Source organism: Novosphingobium sp. 18050 (assembly GCF_902706195.1).
Lineage (GTDB): Bacteria > Pseudomonadota > Alphaproteobacteria > Sphingomonadales > Sphingomonadaceae > Novosphingobium.
On sequence record NZ_CACSJO010000019.1, the window covers coordinates 24,448 to 39,501 of the forward strand.

Annotated in this window: 18 protein-coding genes; 12 read left to right on the forward strand and 6 right to left on the reverse strand. The window is 61.6% G+C overall.

Annotated elements, in window-relative coordinates; translation table 11 throughout:
• Positions 1 to 116: 116 nt before the first annotated feature.
• The 4 genes from GVL61_RS17340 to GVL61_RS25065 all read left to right on the forward strand — a co-directional run bounded on the left by GVL61_RS17340 (position 117) and on the right by GVL61_RS25065 (position 5,230).
• A complete protein-coding gene (locus GVL61_RS17340; RefSeq protein ID WP_159981919.1) occupies positions 117 to 3,563 on the forward strand; it encodes a phage tail tape measure protein in 3,447 nt (1,148 codons plus the stop codon).
• The gene (locus tag GVL61_RS17345; protein WP_200844848.1) at positions 3,556 to 4,314 is read left to right on the forward strand and encodes a hypothetical protein; all 759 of its coding nucleotides are present in this window, start codon (positions 3,556 to 3,558) and stop codon (positions 4,312 to 4,314) included. The genes GVL61_RS17340 and GVL61_RS17345 overlap by 8 nt, the downstream gene beginning before the upstream one ends.
• Complete coding sequence (locus GVL61_RS17350; protein ID WP_159981920.1) at positions 4,311 to 4,892, forward strand: hypothetical protein; 582 nt, start codon at positions 4,311 to 4,313, stop codon at positions 4,890 to 4,892. The genes GVL61_RS17345 and GVL61_RS17350 overlap by 4 nt, the downstream gene beginning before the upstream one ends.
• Before the next feature lie 125 nt (positions 4,893 to 5,017).
• Positions 5,018 to 5,230: a hypothetical protein gene (locus GVL61_RS25065; protein WP_235037761.1), complete on the forward strand. Its 213-nt coding sequence runs from the start codon at positions 5,018 to 5,020 to the stop codon at positions 5,228 to 5,230.
• Here the strand turns inward: GVL61_RS25065 and GVL61_RS17360 are convergent.
• A complete protein-coding gene (locus GVL61_RS17360; RefSeq protein WP_159981922.1) occupies positions 5,211 to 5,570 on the reverse strand; it encodes a hypothetical protein in 360 nt (119 codons plus the stop codon). The two genes, GVL61_RS25065 and GVL61_RS17360, sit on opposite strands and share 20 nt — an antisense overlap.
• A gap of 45 nt (positions 5,571 to 5,615) precedes the next feature.
• On the opposite strand from GVL61_RS17360, the gene GVL61_RS17365 reads away from it, so the two are divergent.
• From GVL61_RS17365 to GVL61_RS17380, 4 genes are all read left to right on the forward strand, one after another.
• Positions 5,616 to 7,127 carry a hypothetical protein gene (locus tag GVL61_RS17365; protein ID WP_159981923.1) on the forward strand — a complete coding sequence of 504 codons (1,512 nt, stop codon included), beginning with the start codon at positions 5,616 to 5,618 and terminating at the stop codon, positions 7,125 to 7,127.
• 3 nt (positions 7,128 to 7,130) lie between these two features.
• Positions 7,131 to 7,529, forward strand: a complete 399-nt coding sequence (locus GVL61_RS17370) for a PE-PGRS family protein (RefSeq protein WP_159981924.1) — start codon at positions 7,131 to 7,133, stop codon at positions 7,527 to 7,529.
• A gap of 47 nt (positions 7,530 to 7,576) precedes the next feature.
• Complete coding sequence (locus GVL61_RS17375; RefSeq protein WP_159981925.1) at positions 7,577 to 8,260, forward strand: hypothetical protein; 684 nt, start codon at positions 7,577 to 7,579, stop codon at positions 8,258 to 8,260.
• Between the two features lie 199 nt (positions 8,261 to 8,459).
• Positions 8,460 to 9,266 (forward strand): DNA adenine methylase, encoded by an 807-nt coding sequence (locus tag GVL61_RS17380; RefSeq protein WP_159981926.1) that lies wholly within the window; start codon positions 8,460 to 8,462, stop codon positions 9,264 to 9,266.
• Between the two features lie 82 nt (positions 9,267 to 9,348).
• On the opposite strand, the gene GVL61_RS17385 is transcribed toward GVL61_RS17380, so the two are convergent.
• Together GVL61_RS17385 and GVL61_RS17395 are read right to left on the reverse strand one after the other, a co-directional pair.
• Positions 9,349 to 10,014, reverse strand: coding sequence for a hypothetical protein (locus GVL61_RS17385; protein WP_159981927.1), 666 nt, complete (start codon positions 10,012 to 10,014; stop codon positions 9,349 to 9,351).
• Positions 10,015 to 10,261: 247 nt separating this feature from the next.
• Positions 10,262 to 10,531, reverse strand: coding sequence for a hypothetical protein (locus GVL61_RS17395; RefSeq protein ID WP_159981929.1), 270 nt, complete (start codon positions 10,529 to 10,531; stop codon positions 10,262 to 10,264).
• Positions 10,532 to 10,607: 76 nt separating this feature from the next.
• On the opposite strand from GVL61_RS17395, the gene GVL61_RS17400 reads away from it, so the two are divergent.
• A complete protein-coding gene (locus GVL61_RS17400; RefSeq protein WP_159981930.1) occupies positions 10,608 to 11,051 on the forward strand; it encodes an HIRAN domain-containing protein in 444 nt (147 codons plus the stop codon).
• Between the two features lie 210 nt (positions 11,052 to 11,261).
• On the opposite strand, the gene GVL61_RS25445 is transcribed toward GVL61_RS17400, so the two are convergent.
• A complete protein-coding gene (locus tag GVL61_RS25445) occupies positions 11,262 to 11,393 on the reverse strand; it encodes a hypothetical protein (protein ID WP_368667128.1) in 132 nt (43 codons plus the stop codon).
• On the opposite strand from GVL61_RS25445, the gene GVL61_RS25450 reads away from it, so the two are divergent.
• A complete protein-coding gene (locus tag GVL61_RS25450) occupies positions 11,379 to 11,729 on the forward strand; it encodes an energy transducer TonB (protein WP_368667129.1) in 351 nt (116 codons plus the stop codon). The genes GVL61_RS25445 and GVL61_RS25450 overlap by 15 nt on opposite strands.
• A 132-nt stretch (positions 11,730 to 11,861) precedes the next feature.
• Here GVL61_RS25450 and GVL61_RS17415 read toward each other — a convergent pair whose 3' ends face one another.
• Positions 11,862 to 13,013, reverse strand: coding sequence for a cupin domain-containing protein (locus GVL61_RS17415; protein WP_159981932.1), 1,152 nt, complete (start codon positions 13,011 to 13,013; stop codon positions 11,862 to 11,864).
• A 314-nt stretch (positions 13,014 to 13,327) separates the two neighbouring features.
• Between GVL61_RS17415 and GVL61_RS17420 the strand changes: the two genes are divergently transcribed.
• Positions 13,328 to 13,585, forward strand: a complete 258-nt coding sequence (locus GVL61_RS17420; RefSeq protein WP_159981981.1) for a GlsB/YeaQ/YmgE family stress response membrane protein — start codon at positions 13,328 to 13,330, stop codon at positions 13,583 to 13,585.
• Here the strand turns inward: GVL61_RS17420 and GVL61_RS17425 are convergent.
• Entirely contained in the window at positions 13,554 to 13,865 is a 312-nt protein-coding gene (locus GVL61_RS17425; protein ID WP_159981933.1) for a hypothetical protein, read from the reverse strand. The two genes, GVL61_RS17420 and GVL61_RS17425, sit on opposite strands and share 32 nt — an antisense overlap.
• Here GVL61_RS17425 and GVL61_RS17430 point away from each other — a divergent pair.
• Positions 13,864 to 14,928, forward strand: coding sequence for an aromatic ring-hydroxylating dioxygenase subunit alpha (locus tag GVL61_RS17430; protein ID WP_159981934.1), 1,065 nt, complete (start codon positions 13,864 to 13,866; stop codon positions 14,926 to 14,928). The two genes, GVL61_RS17425 and GVL61_RS17430, sit on opposite strands and share 2 nt — an antisense overlap.
• Positions 14,929 to 15,054 lie beyond the last annotated feature (126 nt).

Genomic DNA, 15,054 nt, shown 5'->3' on the forward strand with positions numbered 1-15,054 from the left:
AAACTGCTGTCACCGTCGGCGACCAAGCCCGTCCGACAAAGCTGGCAAGCGATGTACGCCGCTTGCGCCTCCTGGGCGGGCGCGGCTGGTGAAATCCGTTCGGAAGGACAAGCTGCATGAATATGGCAGTCGTCGGCGCCGCACGCGTCGTGTTCGGTGCTGACACGTCCGATTTTGACGCAGGGGCCAAGGGCGTTGAAGGCGTCCTTGGCCGCCTCGTCGATAAGTTCGAGGCAGTCGAGCGGAAGCTCAAGCGCATTGGCGTGGGCGTCACCCTCGGCATCACCGTGCCTTTCGCGGCGATGGTGAAGACCATCGACAAGGACGCTGGCTCGTTCGAAGCGCAAATGAACAAGGTCCGCGCGGCGCTAATGGATGCCTCGCCTGACCAGATCAACGCGCTCTCGGACGCAGCGCGAAAGATGGGTCCTGCGGTGGGCGTGGGAGCGACCGAAGCCGCCGGCGCCATCGATTCGCTTGCCCGCGCTGGCGTGTCAGCTGCCGACATCCTTGGCGGCGCTCTTGATGCGACGCTGAAGCTGTCGGCCGCAGGCATGACCGATGCGGAATCGGCTGCCGGCCTGGTCACCGACGTGATGGGCCAGTTCGGGAAGACCGCCGCCGATCTGCCTGCCGTGATGACCAATATCGTCGGCGCTCTCGATGCGTCGAAAATGGGCTTCGACGACTTCCGCCTGGCTGTCGGGCAGGGCGGCGCGATTGCTGCCGCCTCCGGTGTCAGCTTTGAGGACTTCTCGACCGCCATCGCCGCGACCAGCACCATGTTCGCCAGCGGCGCCGATGCGGGCACTTCCTTCAAGACCTATATCCAGACGCTCACGGGCAAGAGCAAGGAAGCCCAGAAGGCCCTGAGCAAGCTGGGCATCTCGTTCTATGACCAGTCCGGCGCGCTCAAGCCGCTCAACGAGCAGGCACAGATCCTGCAGGACGCGCTTGGCGGGCTGACCGACAAGAGCAAGCAGGACGCGCTAACCCCGATCTTCGGCGCCGATGCCGCGCGCACGGCCATTGGCCTGATGAACCAAGGCCGCGAGGGCTTTGAAAAGTACCGGGACGCCGTCGCTAACGGTGACGTGAACGGCAAGATCGCGGTGATGATGCAGGGCTCGGAAGCGGCCGGCAAACGCATCGCGGCGGCGTGGGAGGGGGTGAAAATTTCACTCGGCCTCGACACCGGCCTTCTGAAGTTCACGACCGCTATCAAGAACGGCTTTGCGTCGTTGCTTGAGGCAATTGCGAATGCCCCGGTCTCGGTGAAGAAGGTCGGCGCGGCGTTCGCCGCATTTGGCGCTGCCCTCGGGCCACTCCTCGTCGTCCTCGGCCACGTCGGCGCCGTCCTGCTCGCCAACTTCGCAGCCTCCAAATTCGGTCTGATCGGTCGCGCGCTGGGTTTGATCATCGCGCCCGTCTCGACGGTCATCGGCTTGCTCGGCGAAATGGGCCTTGCGCGCGTGCTCGCGATGGTCGGCTCGCGGCTTCTCGCGTTCATGGGCCCGGTCGGTCTGGTGATCAGCGCCATCCTCCTGTTTAAGGACGAGATCGCGTTCGCGCTGTCGGCCGTGTGGGCCAGCATGACGGAAACGCTCGGGCCGCCGGTGCAGGCGCTGTTCGCGAAACTGACCGACCTTTTCGCAAAGCTCTCTGGCGGCCCCATCGGGTCCGCGATCGACGGGCTGATCTCGCTGCTGTCCGGCCTGAAGGACGTTGTCGGCACGGTGCTGGTCGGCGCGATCATGCTTGCCGGCGAGGTCATCGAGCGGGTCATCGGCGGGGTGATCGCTATCTTCTCCGGCGTCGTCGACATCATCAGCGGCGTGGTCGACGTTGTCAGCGCGCTTTTGACCGGGGACTTCTCCGGTGCATGGGAGGCGGCGGGCCGCGTCGTCGAGGCGGTGTACGACACGATCATCAATGTGATCTCGGCACTGGTGCCGGAGATCAGCGCACCGCTTCAGCAGGCCTGGGCGGCGGCGAAAAAGTGGCTGGCCGACGGTTTCCAGACTATTGTCGGCTGGTTCACCAGTTCGGTGCAGTCCGGCGTCAACTTCGTCGCCAACGCCTTCCCGAATGTCGTTGCGGCGGCCAAGGGCGTCTATCAGGGCGTCAAGGCGTGGCTGGTCGACAAGTTCGGCACGCTGATGACGTGGATCGGCAAAGCCGCGACGTGGATTGGCGACAAATGGGGCGCGCTGCAGGAGCGGCTGGGCTTGGGCAAGGCCGGCAACGACAACACCGGCGCCGCGCCTGGGAAGCCAGAGGCCGGGGCAGACCCCGCGCCGGCGGCGAAGAAGACCGTCAACTTCGACGAGGAAAAGAAGAAGCGCACCAAGAAGGGACGCGACACCACCTACGATGCCGGCAACCGCCAGCAGCTGCAGGACGATCTTGAGCTTGAGGCGGCGCGCTTGCGCGGCGACATCGAGGCCGAGCGCGCGATCCGTAACCGCCTTGATCTGAGCAAGCAGATAGAGGCCTATCAGCGAACCGGCCTGTCGCTGGAGCAGGCCACGGCAGCGGCGAAGCGCGACATGGCGACGCTTGAGGCTGCGCGGCGTGAAGGGCTGGCCAAGGACCTCGATCGCGACGAGGCCGCCCATCAGATCGACCTAGCCCGCATCACCGACAACGGAAAACTTGAGGAGACGCTGCAGCGTCAGCAGGACCTGAAGAATGCGATCCTGGGCTTCCAGCGCGACGGCCTTTCGATCGAGGAAGCAACCGCGCGGGCGATCCGCCAACAGCTGGAGACAGATCAGGCGCGTGCCGAGATCCGCGCGCGCTTGATCGCCGAGAGCGAGCAAGACCGCCAGCTAGAGTTGGCGAAAACGCGCGGGGATAGCGAGGAGCGCATCCGCCAGCTTCAGCGTGAGGTCGATATCCGCAAGCGCATTCAGGAACTGAAGCGCGACTTCCCGGACATGGACGACGGCCAGGCGCAGGATCAGGCCAGCCGTGAATGGGACGAGATGGACAAGGCGCGCCAGACGGGCGTCTTCCGCGATACGTTCAAGAGCGGTGTCCGCGCGGCGCTCGACGGTGACCTGGGCGGCTTCCTGAAGAACTGGTGGCGGGACCGGGTGGCGAAGGGAATGGAAGAGGCTTTGAACAGCCTTGCCGACCTGATCTCCAAACTCTTTTCCAACATCAGCGGGTCGGGCGGCGGCGGCGGAATCCTCGGATCAATCGGCAAGGTAGTCGGCAAGGTGCTCGGCGGCGGAAGCGGCGGCTTCGATAAGTCAGCCGCTGCTGGCGTGGACTGGAATGACCTACCGAAATTCCAGAACGGCGGGCGTTTCAAGGTCGGAGGCAATCCCGGCATCGATCAGAACCTCGTGTCGTTCCGCGCCTCGGCGGGGGAGATCGTCGACATCCAGAAGCCGGGCAACGACAACGGAGGGTCCGGAGGGGTCACGGTGAATCAGAAGCTCACGTTCAGCGGCGCCATCGATCTGGCGACCAAGGAAGAAGCGATCCGCTTCGCCGACGCGGGTCGCCAGGCGGCCATAAATGCAATCAATGAGGCTAATCGTCGCCGTGGCTGATCTCGTGTGGCCCGCCGGGCTTTTCCCCTACAAGACGATGTTTTACCTACAGCCCCATGTCGGAGGGCAGGAAAGCCCTCTGACACGTACCCGCAAGGTCTATGGACTGTCGGCTCCGCGCTGGATCGCGCGCCTGTCATTTCGTGCCGGCCATGGATACGACGACCCGGCGATTGGCCGAGGTCCCGACGGCTTCGACGCGGCCTATTATGCTGCGCGCCTCGATGCTCTGATCGCCGAAATGGAAGGCGGCCTTAATAGCATCCGTTTCCATGACTTTCGCCGCCCTAGGCCACAAAGCTACCTGTCAGGGTATGCCCCCGGGTTTGCGACGGTCGATGGCGCTCAGGTCGGAGCGACAACCATGGTGATCCGTAGGCAGTCTGGCTGGGTGGGCCCGTCCGTCGGCGACTACATTGGCGGTGACGGCCGGCCGCATATCATCACGCGCGTATCGCCCAGCGCTGCAGGAGACATGATGTCGTTCGCGCCGCCCGACGGTGGCATCGTTGTCGAGTTCAAGCCGCCGCTGTCGGCAGCGATCGAGGTTGGCGCGCCGTTGCAAATGGACCAGGTGACCGCCCGCTTTCGTTTGGCCTCGGAGGATGCAGGCCAGAACGAAGGCGAGGTCGGCGCGCCTATCGAATACATGCTCGATTTCACGGAGGATCTGTTGCCGCCCCTCGGCAACGGATTCCCCGACGACCCAGGCGGCCCGGTCGAAGGCCCGCCCAACCCGGAGCCCATGTGAGCGGAATTCGCGATCTCGACCTCGGCCTCCAGGAGGAGATCGAGAAGCCAGAACTGCGCCCCTTTCTCGGGCTGCATATCGACCTGCCTGACCCCGTCTATGCAGTGACCGGCAACGCGACGATCGCCTACGCGGGCGAGGAATGGACAGCTATCGGCGGCCTAGGCCAAATTGATACTATCGGCGAAGGCACCGATGGTTCGGCGACGGGCGTTAAGGCTACTCTATACCAGATACCTTCTGAATTTCGGGACGACATCGCCGACCAAGCGAAGCGAGGCTGCTTGTACGAGCTGTATGTCGGCGCGCTCGACCCAAGCTTTTCAACGGTGATCGGTTTCAAGAACATCTGGAAAGGTCGTCTCGACACTTATGAGATCGTCGATGCCGGCCAAACCATCACGGTAAGCGCTGGCGGGGAAAGCCGAATGCGCGACCAGCGCCGCCCGACAATTAAGAGATTTACCGACTGGTGGCAGCGCCGGAAATACCCCGATGATCTGGCGTTTCAGTATGTCAGTCGGATGGTCGAAGTGCCTGTTCTGTGGGCGAAGGCAAAGCAGAGCGCCGTTCTGTGAGCGAACCCGCCTGGTCTGCTCACTGTGGGGATCGGTGGCGCCTACATGTCTTGGCGACTAGTGAGCAGGACATTTGCGATGTCGTAGGCCCTTCGCCCCGGCGCGCTCGCGACTGGGCGTTAATGATGAAGCGGCTGGGTGTTCGGGATATGGCCGGCGTGATCAGTGCGGTCCATGGCGATCCGATACCCTATCGCCAGGCTATGCGCGGCGACATCGTCCAGCGCGGGTGGGCCATCGGCATCTGCAGGGGCGATCAGGCCGAGTTCTTCGGCGGTGATTTCGTACCGATGCGCGAGGTCGACGGCGCCTGGGCGCTTATCCGACCTCTCTCGTAAGCGCCGCGATCGCGTTTTTCGGCTTTGGATTGCAAGCGACGACGTTTCCGCACCAAGCGCGCGCTGCGATCTCTGTGGTCCCGTCTGCACGCTGCCGTCGGGTTAGGACAAACGATAGGTCGGTGTTGGCATAAATCGCGCCGTAGGTCGCCAGCAAATCTGGCCGATCGACTGCAAACTGAAATCGGGTGCTCTTCCTGATCCAGTCCGAAGCCCGTTTCCACTTTTCATCGCAGTCGGCCTCAGACGAGCAGGTCGCGATGGGCTTAGCCTTGCGGGCCCATTCCTCGGCCCGAATCGCATCGCTCGACGCCAGTGCCATTGCGAGAAATATCAACATTGTGCGGTCTCCATAATCGGCCGCATTCTCAAACAACGAGGCTTCATGGGCAAGGTACTAAAGGCAGTTGCCGTCATCGCGGTGGTTGTAGCTGTCGCGTACTTCGCTCCGCAGCTAGCGCCCTCACTGTTGTCGAGCTTGGGTGTGACCGCCACTGCTGCAACGACAGCGGCTGCAACAGCCTTAATCACGGCAGTCGGCTCTGCGATCGCAGCAGTCGGGTTTCAGATCTTGGCAGGCAAGCCGAATACTGGCGCGGCATCGCCCACAATGTTTCGGCAGTCGATTTCGAACAGCTTTATTATTTACGGAAAGCGTCGTGTCAGCGGGCTGCTGATCTTTTTTCACCCTCGGGGCAAGCGAGAACGTTACTTCGTCATCGCCGTGGCGGGCCACCAGTGCAAAGGGGTCGTCAGATGGTGGCTCGGCGATGAACTGGTGAACGTCAATAGCGCCGGGATGGTAACGACTGGCAAGTTCGCTGGCCGCGCTTGGCTCTGGTTCTACCGGGGCACGCCAAACCAGCTATCGCACCCACTCTTCGTTGCTGAGACGGCAGGCAAGTGGTCGTCCCAGCATCGCGGACGGGGCACAGCACTGATTTATGCGAAATTTCGCCTGGACAACGATACTGTTCAGGTCGGCATGCCCAACATCACAGCGGAGATCGAGGGCAAGGACGACATCCACGATCCGCGCACAGGTGTTCCAGGCTACACGCGAAACGCCGCGCTGGTCTTCTACGACTGGATGAAAACCGAGCGCGAGCTTGGCGGCTTCGGGTGCTACGATGACGAGATAGACTGGGACTGGGTCGCGGCGCAAGCAAACGTCTGCGACGAGATGGTTGACACGCCTGACGGCCAAGAGCGCCGCTACGAATTCGACAGCTACATTCAAACCGGAGCGGCAGCGAGCGAGGTTCGAGACACCTTCGTCACATGTTGCGCAGGCAAATTCACGTACAGCGGTGGCAAGATGCTCATGCGGCCAGGCTACTACGTGCCCCCATCCACCACCTTGCAAGAAATGGATCTCGCCGGGCCGATCACAGTCCCCGCCCTGATGGAAGGTGACCAGATGGGCAACGAAGTCTCCGGAACCTACATTGAGCCGGCTAAGTACCAAGCGGCCGACGTGCCGACGAGGTCGGAATATGCCGACGACATTCGTCAGCTTTCCTATGACCTGCCTCATATTACCTCGCCATGGAGGGGGCAGCGCATCCTAGAGCACTATCTCCGCAAAGCGCAGGCTGAACGGCGCGTCACTTGGCCCATGAACATCATGGGAATTGCGGTATCGACGCTCGACACCGTGAAGCTGGGCACGTCACGGTATGGCCTGTCCAACTATGCCTTCCAAGTGACCAGCTGGGGGCTGAGCCAGGACTTCTCGGTTGGCCTGCAGCTGGAAGAGCATAACCCTGAAATGTTCGAGTTCGATCCCGACAGCTACCTCACGCCGGGGGTCCAAGGCGAACTAGACGAAGCCGAGACCATCAGCGACGCTGACGACATCATTCTGGATGGCGGCGGCGCCTACACGGAGGCCTGACCAATGCCTACCGTTCGCTTCCAGCTTCGCCGGGACACTACCGCCAACTGGACAGGCGCCAATCCCGTACTCGGCCCCGGCGAACCGTCGCTGGATATCGACACGGGCCTCGTGAAATACGGCGATGGCGTCACTCCATGGCTCGGCCTGCCCTATGCGCCTGTCGATCTCCCCGACGCCCTCGACGCCTACGCTGCCGGCGACACGCCGAGCGCCTTCACGCTTTCCATCGTGGATAGGCCAAATGGCGCTGCCTGGTGCGACGCGATCGGAGCGCAGCCAGCTAGCGATGCGCTGACCGACCTCGCGGCTGTTTCGCCTATCGCAGACGGCGAGCATGTCGTGGCGGGGGTCAAGATTACGACATCCAACGGCCTCGTCATCTCGATTGAGCCAGCCTGACCTAGCGCGAACAAAATTTCGCGCTCTTATTCCAACCCGGAGGCTCCATGATTATTCCGCACAGGCTGCCGCTTCATATCCGCAGCAATGACCGCCCATGGCGCCACCGGATCAACATCTATGACGACGCTGGTCAGCCGGTAGATATGACGGGCTATGGCGGAAAGATGCAGATCAGGTGGTATGAAGGCCAGATCGACGATCCGGTGACCGCGCTAAGCACCGCCTACGCGACGGCGCACGGTGACGGCTCACCGTTCAGCGATGGCAGTTTCTACATCTCGACGGACAGCGGGAGCGGTTCCAGGATCAAGTTCGATGAAACTGGGTTTGAGATCGCGATAACCCATCTCGACCTCATCCGCTTCCCGCCCGCACAGCCGAACGTGCCGGTTCTGCGCTTCACCTATGACATCCTGATCGGCAGGGCCGAACCTGGGGACTACCTCTACAACACCGATCTGCCCGAGTACGATTCGAACGCTTGGTTCGAAGGTCCGCTGGACTTCCACTACGGCGTGACCAACCCTGGTTACGAGCGGCGCCCATGCCCGCGCGAAGTATTCCGAGACCCTGAAACTGGCGAACTCGAATCATTCAGCCTTTGCCAGCACGGCATTCCAGGGGCCTGCGAGCAGTACGGCGGCGCGTGGGGGTGCCTCTGGTTCTCGATGCCGACCAACGTGCCGACCAGCATCCTGCGCAGCGCGATCTGGCCCGATGCCGCCTGAGCGACGACGGATATCGTCGGCGCGCCGATAGACTTTCAAGAACACGTCCGCTCCCGATGTCGCTTCGCGGCGCCGGCCGAGCGGGGGTGCCGTGCGCGAACACGGCAACCGACGAGCGCGAACTCGTCACGCGCGGCTGGCCTAGCCGCTAACGCCCCGCTGCCCTGACAGGGCGGGGCTCTCGTGAGCGAAAATATCCATGGAGTCGAATCTTGTTTCTGTGCAGCCGGTGTCCCCGGCCGCGCCATACATCGGCGGCAAGCGCAACTTGGCTGTCCGCCTGGTCGCGCGGATCGCTAAAATCCCGCATCAGACCTATGTGGAGCCGTTCGTTGGCATGGGCGGGGTCTTCCTGCGCCGCGATGCCAAGCCCCGCGCCGAGGTCATCAACGATCTCTCTGGCGACGTGGCGAACCTCTTCCGCATCCTGCAACGGCACTATCCGCAATTCATGGACGTGCTGCGGTGGCAGGTCACCAGCCGGGCCGAGTTCGGGCGACTTGCGAGCATGCGGGCGGAGGTGCTGACCGATCTGGAACGCGCTGCTCGCTTCCTCTACCTCCAGCGCCTGGCGTTCGGTGGCAAGGTCAGCGGGCGCAGCTTTGGCGTCGACCGTCGGTCACCCGGCCGGTTCGACGTCACAAAGCTGGAGCCCGTCCTCGCCGAGATCCACGAGCGCCTTTCGGGCGTGGTGATCGAGCAGCTACCCTATGGCGAGCTCATCCGTAGATATGACGGGCCGGACGTGCTGTTCTACCTCGACCCGCCGTATGTCGGCTGCGAGACGGACTATGGCGAAGGGTTCCAGCCGTCCGATTTCCGGACGCTTGCCGAGCAACTATCCGGAATTTCCGGGCGGTTCGTTCTGTCGATTAATGACACGCCGCTGGCCCGCGAGGTCTTCGGACGATTTTCGTTCGATGAGGTCCAGACGACATACACGATCTCGACGGCGACCGGCGGCAGCGGCAAGCGTGCCGGGGAACTCATCGTCTCGAACTGCTAGGCGCGACTGCCGACGAAATTCGTCGGCAGTCGCTGGGCCATTGAGGTTTCGGCTTGATTTGCGCCGAAACCTCAATGGCGCCCTATTTTTTCGGCCACTCCAGACCAGCGGGCTGGAATGTCATCTGCTGCATGCCGTTCTGGTAGAACTGCGCCTCCACGATGACCTTTTTAGAGGTCTTTAGCTTGGCGAGGAAACTCTTCGCATTATCCACGAATACCATATTGCTCGACCCATCTGCGGCCTCCGTGCATCCGAAGCGTTGAATCGGGCCATCGTCGAACTTAACGCTCAGATGCCCATCGCTATATTCGCTGCACTGGATTTGGCCGCTAGCGACGCCAACGAGAATATCGAACCCGAATTTCGGGGACTGGCGAATTAGAATTTCTGGCGTCTGCTCTCCATATGGGAAATCTAGCTGAATTTCGGCATCACTTTTGAGCGATGCGTAGTGCGATTCACTCCCACGCATCTCGTCTTTGTTTGTCGAGTACGTCCATTTGCTCTCCGGCTTCGCGGATTCCGCATTGGGTTCCGAAGGATCACTGCTTTCCGCGCTTCCACTGGCCGTGGCGCCAGCGCTTTCGCTCGGACTTGCCACAGGCTTCGGGTCAGCAAAGACAGCGATCAAAATGAAAAACACGAAGGCGGCGAGACCGAAATGCCAGCGCTTTGCACCTTTGATGTACGGCTTGAAGATGCCAACGATGGCCGCAATAAATAAAATGACGAACAGACTGCTCATAATGCCCCCACAGCTTCGAAGCCATTGGACATAGCCAGATAGCGGTAAAGCGCAACTTAACAGACGTTTGCGGCTGAGCGGCTGCGGTCGATCACCATTTCCACAGGCACCGCGATAAACCATTCGCGGCGGCTGGCGTCCCATGACGCGAGGTCGAGCTTGATTGCGTCGGCCATCGCCTCTTCAATGCTATCGCGCCATGGGCTCCGGGGCCGGCCGAAGGTGGCGATGCGGTATCGCGGCGTCATCAGTATGCCTTCCAGTCCAGCTCGGCGTCCTCCACGGCGTCGAACATTTCAGGGTCGGCGCCAGTGTCGCCCAGGCGCTTGCGCACGGCGTCAGGCCCGCCATCCTTCGGGAAACCTCGATCGGCCTTGGCGGCCTTGGCGAGTTCGCCGATGAAACCGCCTCGGTCCATCTGCTCAAGCACCCAGCGGCCGAACGGGACCGGCTCGGCCGGGGCGTCGGCGACATTGATGCGGAGGTCGTTCAAATCCTGCTTCACGAGATTGGACATGGAGAAATCCTCTATGCGAATCGGTTGATCCGCCCTTAGTATGTTCCATGTTTGTTCTCATGTGAAGGGATCAGGAATGGGATGGAACGACTTCAGCTTGCCGGCAGTCGGAGAGCGTCACGACAATGACGACGGCACCAGCCGGCAGGAGGAGTTGGCGCATTGCCAGCCGGGCGAGGAAGTTCGGCTGGTGCGCGAGCCTGAGAACGAGCACGATCGGATGGCCGTCGCGGTGATCAGCTGCCGTGGCATCAAGGTCGGCTACCTGAAGCGCGACCGGGCGGTTTGGATCGGGAGCAAGATCGATCGGGGCTATGACGTGCGCGCCATCGTCGAGCGCGTGAAGGGCGCTCATCTTGAGGGAGCGGCCCTCGGCCTGGTCATGAGAGTGAACATGGAAGGGGACGACCCTGAGCTTATTTCCCCGTCGGTTCGAATCCCTAATCGGGTCGCAGAGAGGGCAAAAATTAAATCCATGGTATCGGACATGGTATTGTGTCGAGCGTCCGATATTTTATGAAGTAAATACATGGGCTTGGCGGATTGGTGCGGCTGTCACCCTCTCCGCCAAGAGCCTGATCGCTGATGATCGGGAGCGCCCGAAAAAGGGCGGATTTCCTAGGCTTTACGACGTTTGATGTTCGGAGCTGTTCTCGGCCGACCGGGGGCAACCATGACCCCGTTTGAGGGTCGATTTTAGGGTCGTTTGCGTTCGGCGTTCAGATAGCGGTCAGCGAGCCTTCGGCGTTTCGCCGGTGAGGTAGCCTGACCACTGCTCCACCAGTTTGCGCCGCTTTTCGAGCACATCGCTGCGGTAGTAGGCCCGTTCCACATCGGTCCCCACCTCATGTGCCAGAGCCATCTCAGCGATTTCGCGCGGGGCATCGGTGCATTCGCCACACCAGTCGCGGAACGACGAGCGGAAGCCGTGGACGGTAGCTACGCGCGCCGGATCTTCGCATGGATTGGACGCCACAAGGGCTATCCAGGCCATCTTGCGCGCAAGAAGCGGGAAGGCACCGCGCTCGTGCGCCTGACGATCGACGAACAGGGCGGTCTCGAATCGGCTGAAGTGGTGCGCAGTAGTGGCTATGCAGTGCTCGACAGTTTGGCGCTGGAGCAAATTCACGAGGCCAACCCTTACCACGGCCCCCGCAGGGGCTGTCTTCGGCCGAGCGTCGGTTCCTCGTCCCCATGACCTACAGGTTAAAGGGCTGAGGGCGCCGCAGGGCGCGGGATTTGCGCCTCATCTTTAGCATGGATCAAATGGGGCGTTGCGGGCCCGCGATTTGCGTGGAGGGACGCGTTCCTCCCTCCACGCCTCGGCTTTTCAGTCCTCGTTGGCGATCTCGACACTGCCGAGGTTGATCAGCGCTACAATGACGGCGACCGTGGACTGCGATTCCATCTCTTTCAGACCGATGGAGGTGTCATCGCTCGCACACAGGCGTTCGGCGAAAAGCGCGCACTCGTCCGCGCAGGCGTACGAATGGCCATCGACGAACAACATCACGGCCCCGGCACTCTCGCGGATGAAGGAAAATCGGCTGGCCGGGTTGCGGATAAGGGAAACCGGAGCCGAAACCAGCGCGCGAAGATCGGCCGCGTCGATGGGCACCTCTGGCGCCCAGTCGATATCGGCATTCTTGGGAATGGAGTTGTACTGGCCGAACCACCGCGCGAACTCCTCGCGGTCCTGCAACTTTTCGGTGATCATCGCGTGCAGTCCGTCGAGCGCCTCGGCCGTGATCTCGCCGGGGTTGTCCTGCAAGGCAAGGGCAGGGTCGGTATAGTGATGGTCACGGTCCGCCCGATCCAGAATATGCTCGGACCATTGGACGACCAGTTCATCGTGCGACGGCGCACGAAAGCCTATGGAGTAGGTCATGCAATCGTCGCCGATGGCGATGCCGTTGTGCGGAATACCGGGCGGCACGTAGAGGATATCGCCGGGTTCGAGAATCCACTCCTGCGTCGGCTCGAAGTTTGCAAGCAGCCGCAAGTCTTCGTGCGGCAGCAGTTCGGTCCGCTCGTCGCAGGGCGCGCCGACCTGCCAGCGCCGTTTGCCAAGGCCCTGGATCAGGAACACGTCATATTGATCGAAGTGTGCGCCCACGCCTGCATTGTCCACCGCGTAGCTGACCATCACGTCGTCGATCCGCCAGTTGGGTATGAAGCGAAACGATTCGAGCAATGCGCTTACTTCCGGCACGTGATGGTCGACTGCCTGGACAAGAAGGGTCCATGGTGAACCGCCCAGATCGCCGAAGCGGGTCTCGGCAAAGGGGCCGTGTTCAAGGGCCAGAGCGCCATGGGCCTGCGTGATGAGGCGGGATTCGACGCCCTCTTCGCAGGCGAGGCCCGCCAGTTCGTCGGGCTCCAGCGGATTGCTCCACGTGGCCCACGGGTTCCTGATCAGCAGTGGCTTCTTCTGCCAGCAGTCGCGCAAAAAAAGGTCTGCCTGGAATTTACTGACTTGCACAGGATCATTGCCTCAAGGAATTCATGAATATGGAGCAGCCTTGCGAACTAAGTCGCCATTGCCGCCGGTGGCCCGCACAACGATTATCTGAACCTCGCACGGCCGGGAATTGACAGCCGCCTCGTTGGCTCATGATGCCGCCGATTGCCAGGATAATTCGGGGTATTCCGTGAAAGCGGTTCAGCTCCGGCCAGACCGAAATGGAAATTCAGAAGGACGGCGGCTGGGAACGTTGTCCGAGGTGGAAGGTTAAACTGGCTCCGGTATCGTCAATACCACGATGGTTGCTGACCTCCGGAAAACAGGAGGGTTTAATGGGAATTATCATGTGGCTTATCGTCGGCGGCGTCATTGGCTGGCTGGCCAGCCTGATCATGCGCACGGATGGGCAGCAGGGCATCTTCCTCAACGTGATCGTCGGGATTGTCGGCTCGTTTATCGGTAGCCTGATCTTCGCAGGCGGCAGCATCAACAATGCGCCTCTCACGCTGGGCTCTTTCCTTGTCTCGCTGATCGGCGCCGTCATCCTTCTGGCGATTGTCAATCTCGTGCGCCGTGGTTCCGTGCGCTAAGCAGGCCTTTCATCATTGAGAAAAAACGGGGCGGCAGCTGAAAAGGCTTGCCGCCCTTTGTCGTTTCAGCCGGGCCGAGGGGGCGTAGGGTCGTTCGACGAATTATATTCCGAACAACATAATTTTGATATTTTCGATTTGATGCCTTTGAAACAGGCGAATTTCGGACAGTTTGCCGGTGGCGCTCTAATTTTTGCAACGCGATATGCAAATCATTGCGTTTGATGGAGCGGGTCAAATCGGTCAGCGGTTGTTCCATCGACTGCGAGAGAATAACCATGGCCACTGCTACACTCGTGAAGCCTCACGATGACATTATCCTGCCGCGAGGCTGCACTTTCGAGCCTGAGGACTGGGCGATCCTGGCCCGCCACTGGTATCCCGTGGCGCTCGCACGGGAGGTGGGCGAGGCGCCCATCGGCACCAAGCTGCTCGACCAGGGCCTCGTCATATACAAGGCGGACGGGGAAGTGGTCGTGGCGCCCGATATCTGCCCGCATCGCGGCGTACCGCTAAGTCTGGGCACGCAGGCTGAAGGGGGCGTTGTCTGCGCCTATCACGGGTTGCGCTTCGGGGCCGGGGGGCGCTGCACCCATGTTCCCGCGCACCCCGCCAAAGATATCCCGGCGCGCCTGCACCTCAAGACCTTCCCCAGCGTAGAGCGCTATGGCCTGATCTGGACCTGCCTGCTGCCCGAGGCGGACGAGCCGGCGCCGGGCGCCATCGTCGACATGCCGCACTGGAACGAACCGGCTTTCCAGCAGATCGTCTGCCCCTGGATCGATATCAAAGGTTTCGCGGGACGCCAGATGGAGGGCTTTCTCGATGTCGCGCATTTCGCCTTCGTGCACACCGACACGTTCGGCGACGTGAACAATGCCGAAGTGCCGGCCTACAAGACCAAAGTCACCGGCTATGGCTTCGATGCCGAATACTGGAGCACGGTCGGCAATTATCCGATCGGCGTAGAGGGCAAGGGCGTGCCGGGCTTCGACTGGCTGCGGCATTTCCGCTGCCACCTGCCCTTCACCGCCACGCTGGAGATCCACTTCCCCGGTGAGGATCGGCTGGTCATCATGAATGCGGCCTCGCCGGTTTCCGCCCGCGTGACGAGGCTGTTTGCACCGATGGCGCGTAATTTCGACACCGACCTGCCGCTTCAGGACGTCTACGATTTCAACTTGCGCGTATTTGAGGAGGACAAGGCGATCGTCGAGGTGCAGATGCCCGAGTGTCTGCCGCTTGACCCGATGATGGAGGCCCACATCCCTGCGGATATGAGTTCGATGACCTATCGCCGAGGCCTCAAGGCCATGGGCCTCAGCCGCTTTTTCATATCGTGAGGGTGCGGCGGGGCAGGGCGCCCCGCCGTCAGGTCAGCAGCTGGCCTGACGGGTGAGCGAAGGCGAACACCGGACATGGCTTGCGCTATCGACCCGCAAATATATGGCATGAGGTCGAGCTTGAGG

Coding starts and splice junctions, on each gene's coding strand:
- GVL61_RS17340 (WP_159981919.1), top strand. CDS start 117: ATGAATATGGCAGTCGTCGGCGCCGCACGCGTCGTGTTCGGTGCTGAC.
- GVL61_RS25065 (WP_235037761.1), top strand. CDS start 5,018: ATGAAGCGGCTGGGTGTTCGGGATATGGCCGGCGTGATCAGTGCGGTC.
- GVL61_RS17360 (WP_159981922.1), bottom strand. CDS start 5,570: ATGTTGATATTTCTCGCAATGGCACTGGCGTCGAGCGATGCGATTCGG.
- GVL61_RS17365 (WP_159981923.1), top strand. CDS start 5,616: ATGGGCAAGGTACTAAAGGCAGTTGCCGTCATCGCGGTGGTTGTAGCT.
- GVL61_RS17370 (WP_159981924.1), top strand. CDS start 7,131: ATGCCTACCGTTCGCTTCCAGCTTCGCCGGGACACTACCGCCAACTGG.
- GVL61_RS17375 (WP_159981925.1), top strand. CDS start 7,577: ATGATTATTCCGCACAGGCTGCCGCTTCATATCCGCAGCAATGACCGC.
- GVL61_RS17380 (WP_159981926.1), top strand. CDS start 8,460: ATGGAGTCGAATCTTGTTTCTGTGCAGCCGGTGTCCCCGGCCGCGCCA.
- GVL61_RS17385 (WP_159981927.1), bottom strand. CDS start 10,014: ATGAGCAGTCTGTTCGTCATTTTATTTATTGCGGCCATCGTTGGCATC.
- GVL61_RS17395 (WP_159981929.1), bottom strand. CDS start 10,531: ATGTCCAATCTCGTGAAGCAGGATTTGAACGACCTCCGCATCAATGTC.
- GVL61_RS17400 (WP_159981930.1), top strand. CDS start 10,608: ATGGGATGGAACGACTTCAGCTTGCCGGCAGTCGGAGAGCGTCACGAC.
- GVL61_RS25450 (WP_368667129.1), top strand. CDS start 11,379: ATGTGCCAGAGCCATCTCAGCGATTTCGCGCGGGGCATCGGTGCATTC.
- GVL61_RS25445 (WP_368667128.1), bottom strand. CDS start 11,393: ATGGCTCTGGCACATGAGGTGGGGACCGATGTGGAACGGGCCTACTAC.
- GVL61_RS17420 (WP_159981981.1), top strand. CDS start 13,328: ATGGGAATTATCATGTGGCTTATCGTCGGCGGCGTCATTGGCTGGCTG.
- GVL61_RS17430 (WP_159981934.1), top strand. CDS start 13,864: ATGGCCACTGCTACACTCGTGAAGCCTCACGATGACATTATCCTGCCG.
- GVL61_RS17425 (WP_159981933.1), bottom strand. CDS start 13,865: ATGGTTATTCTCTCGCAGTCGATGGAACAACCGCTGACCGATTTGACC.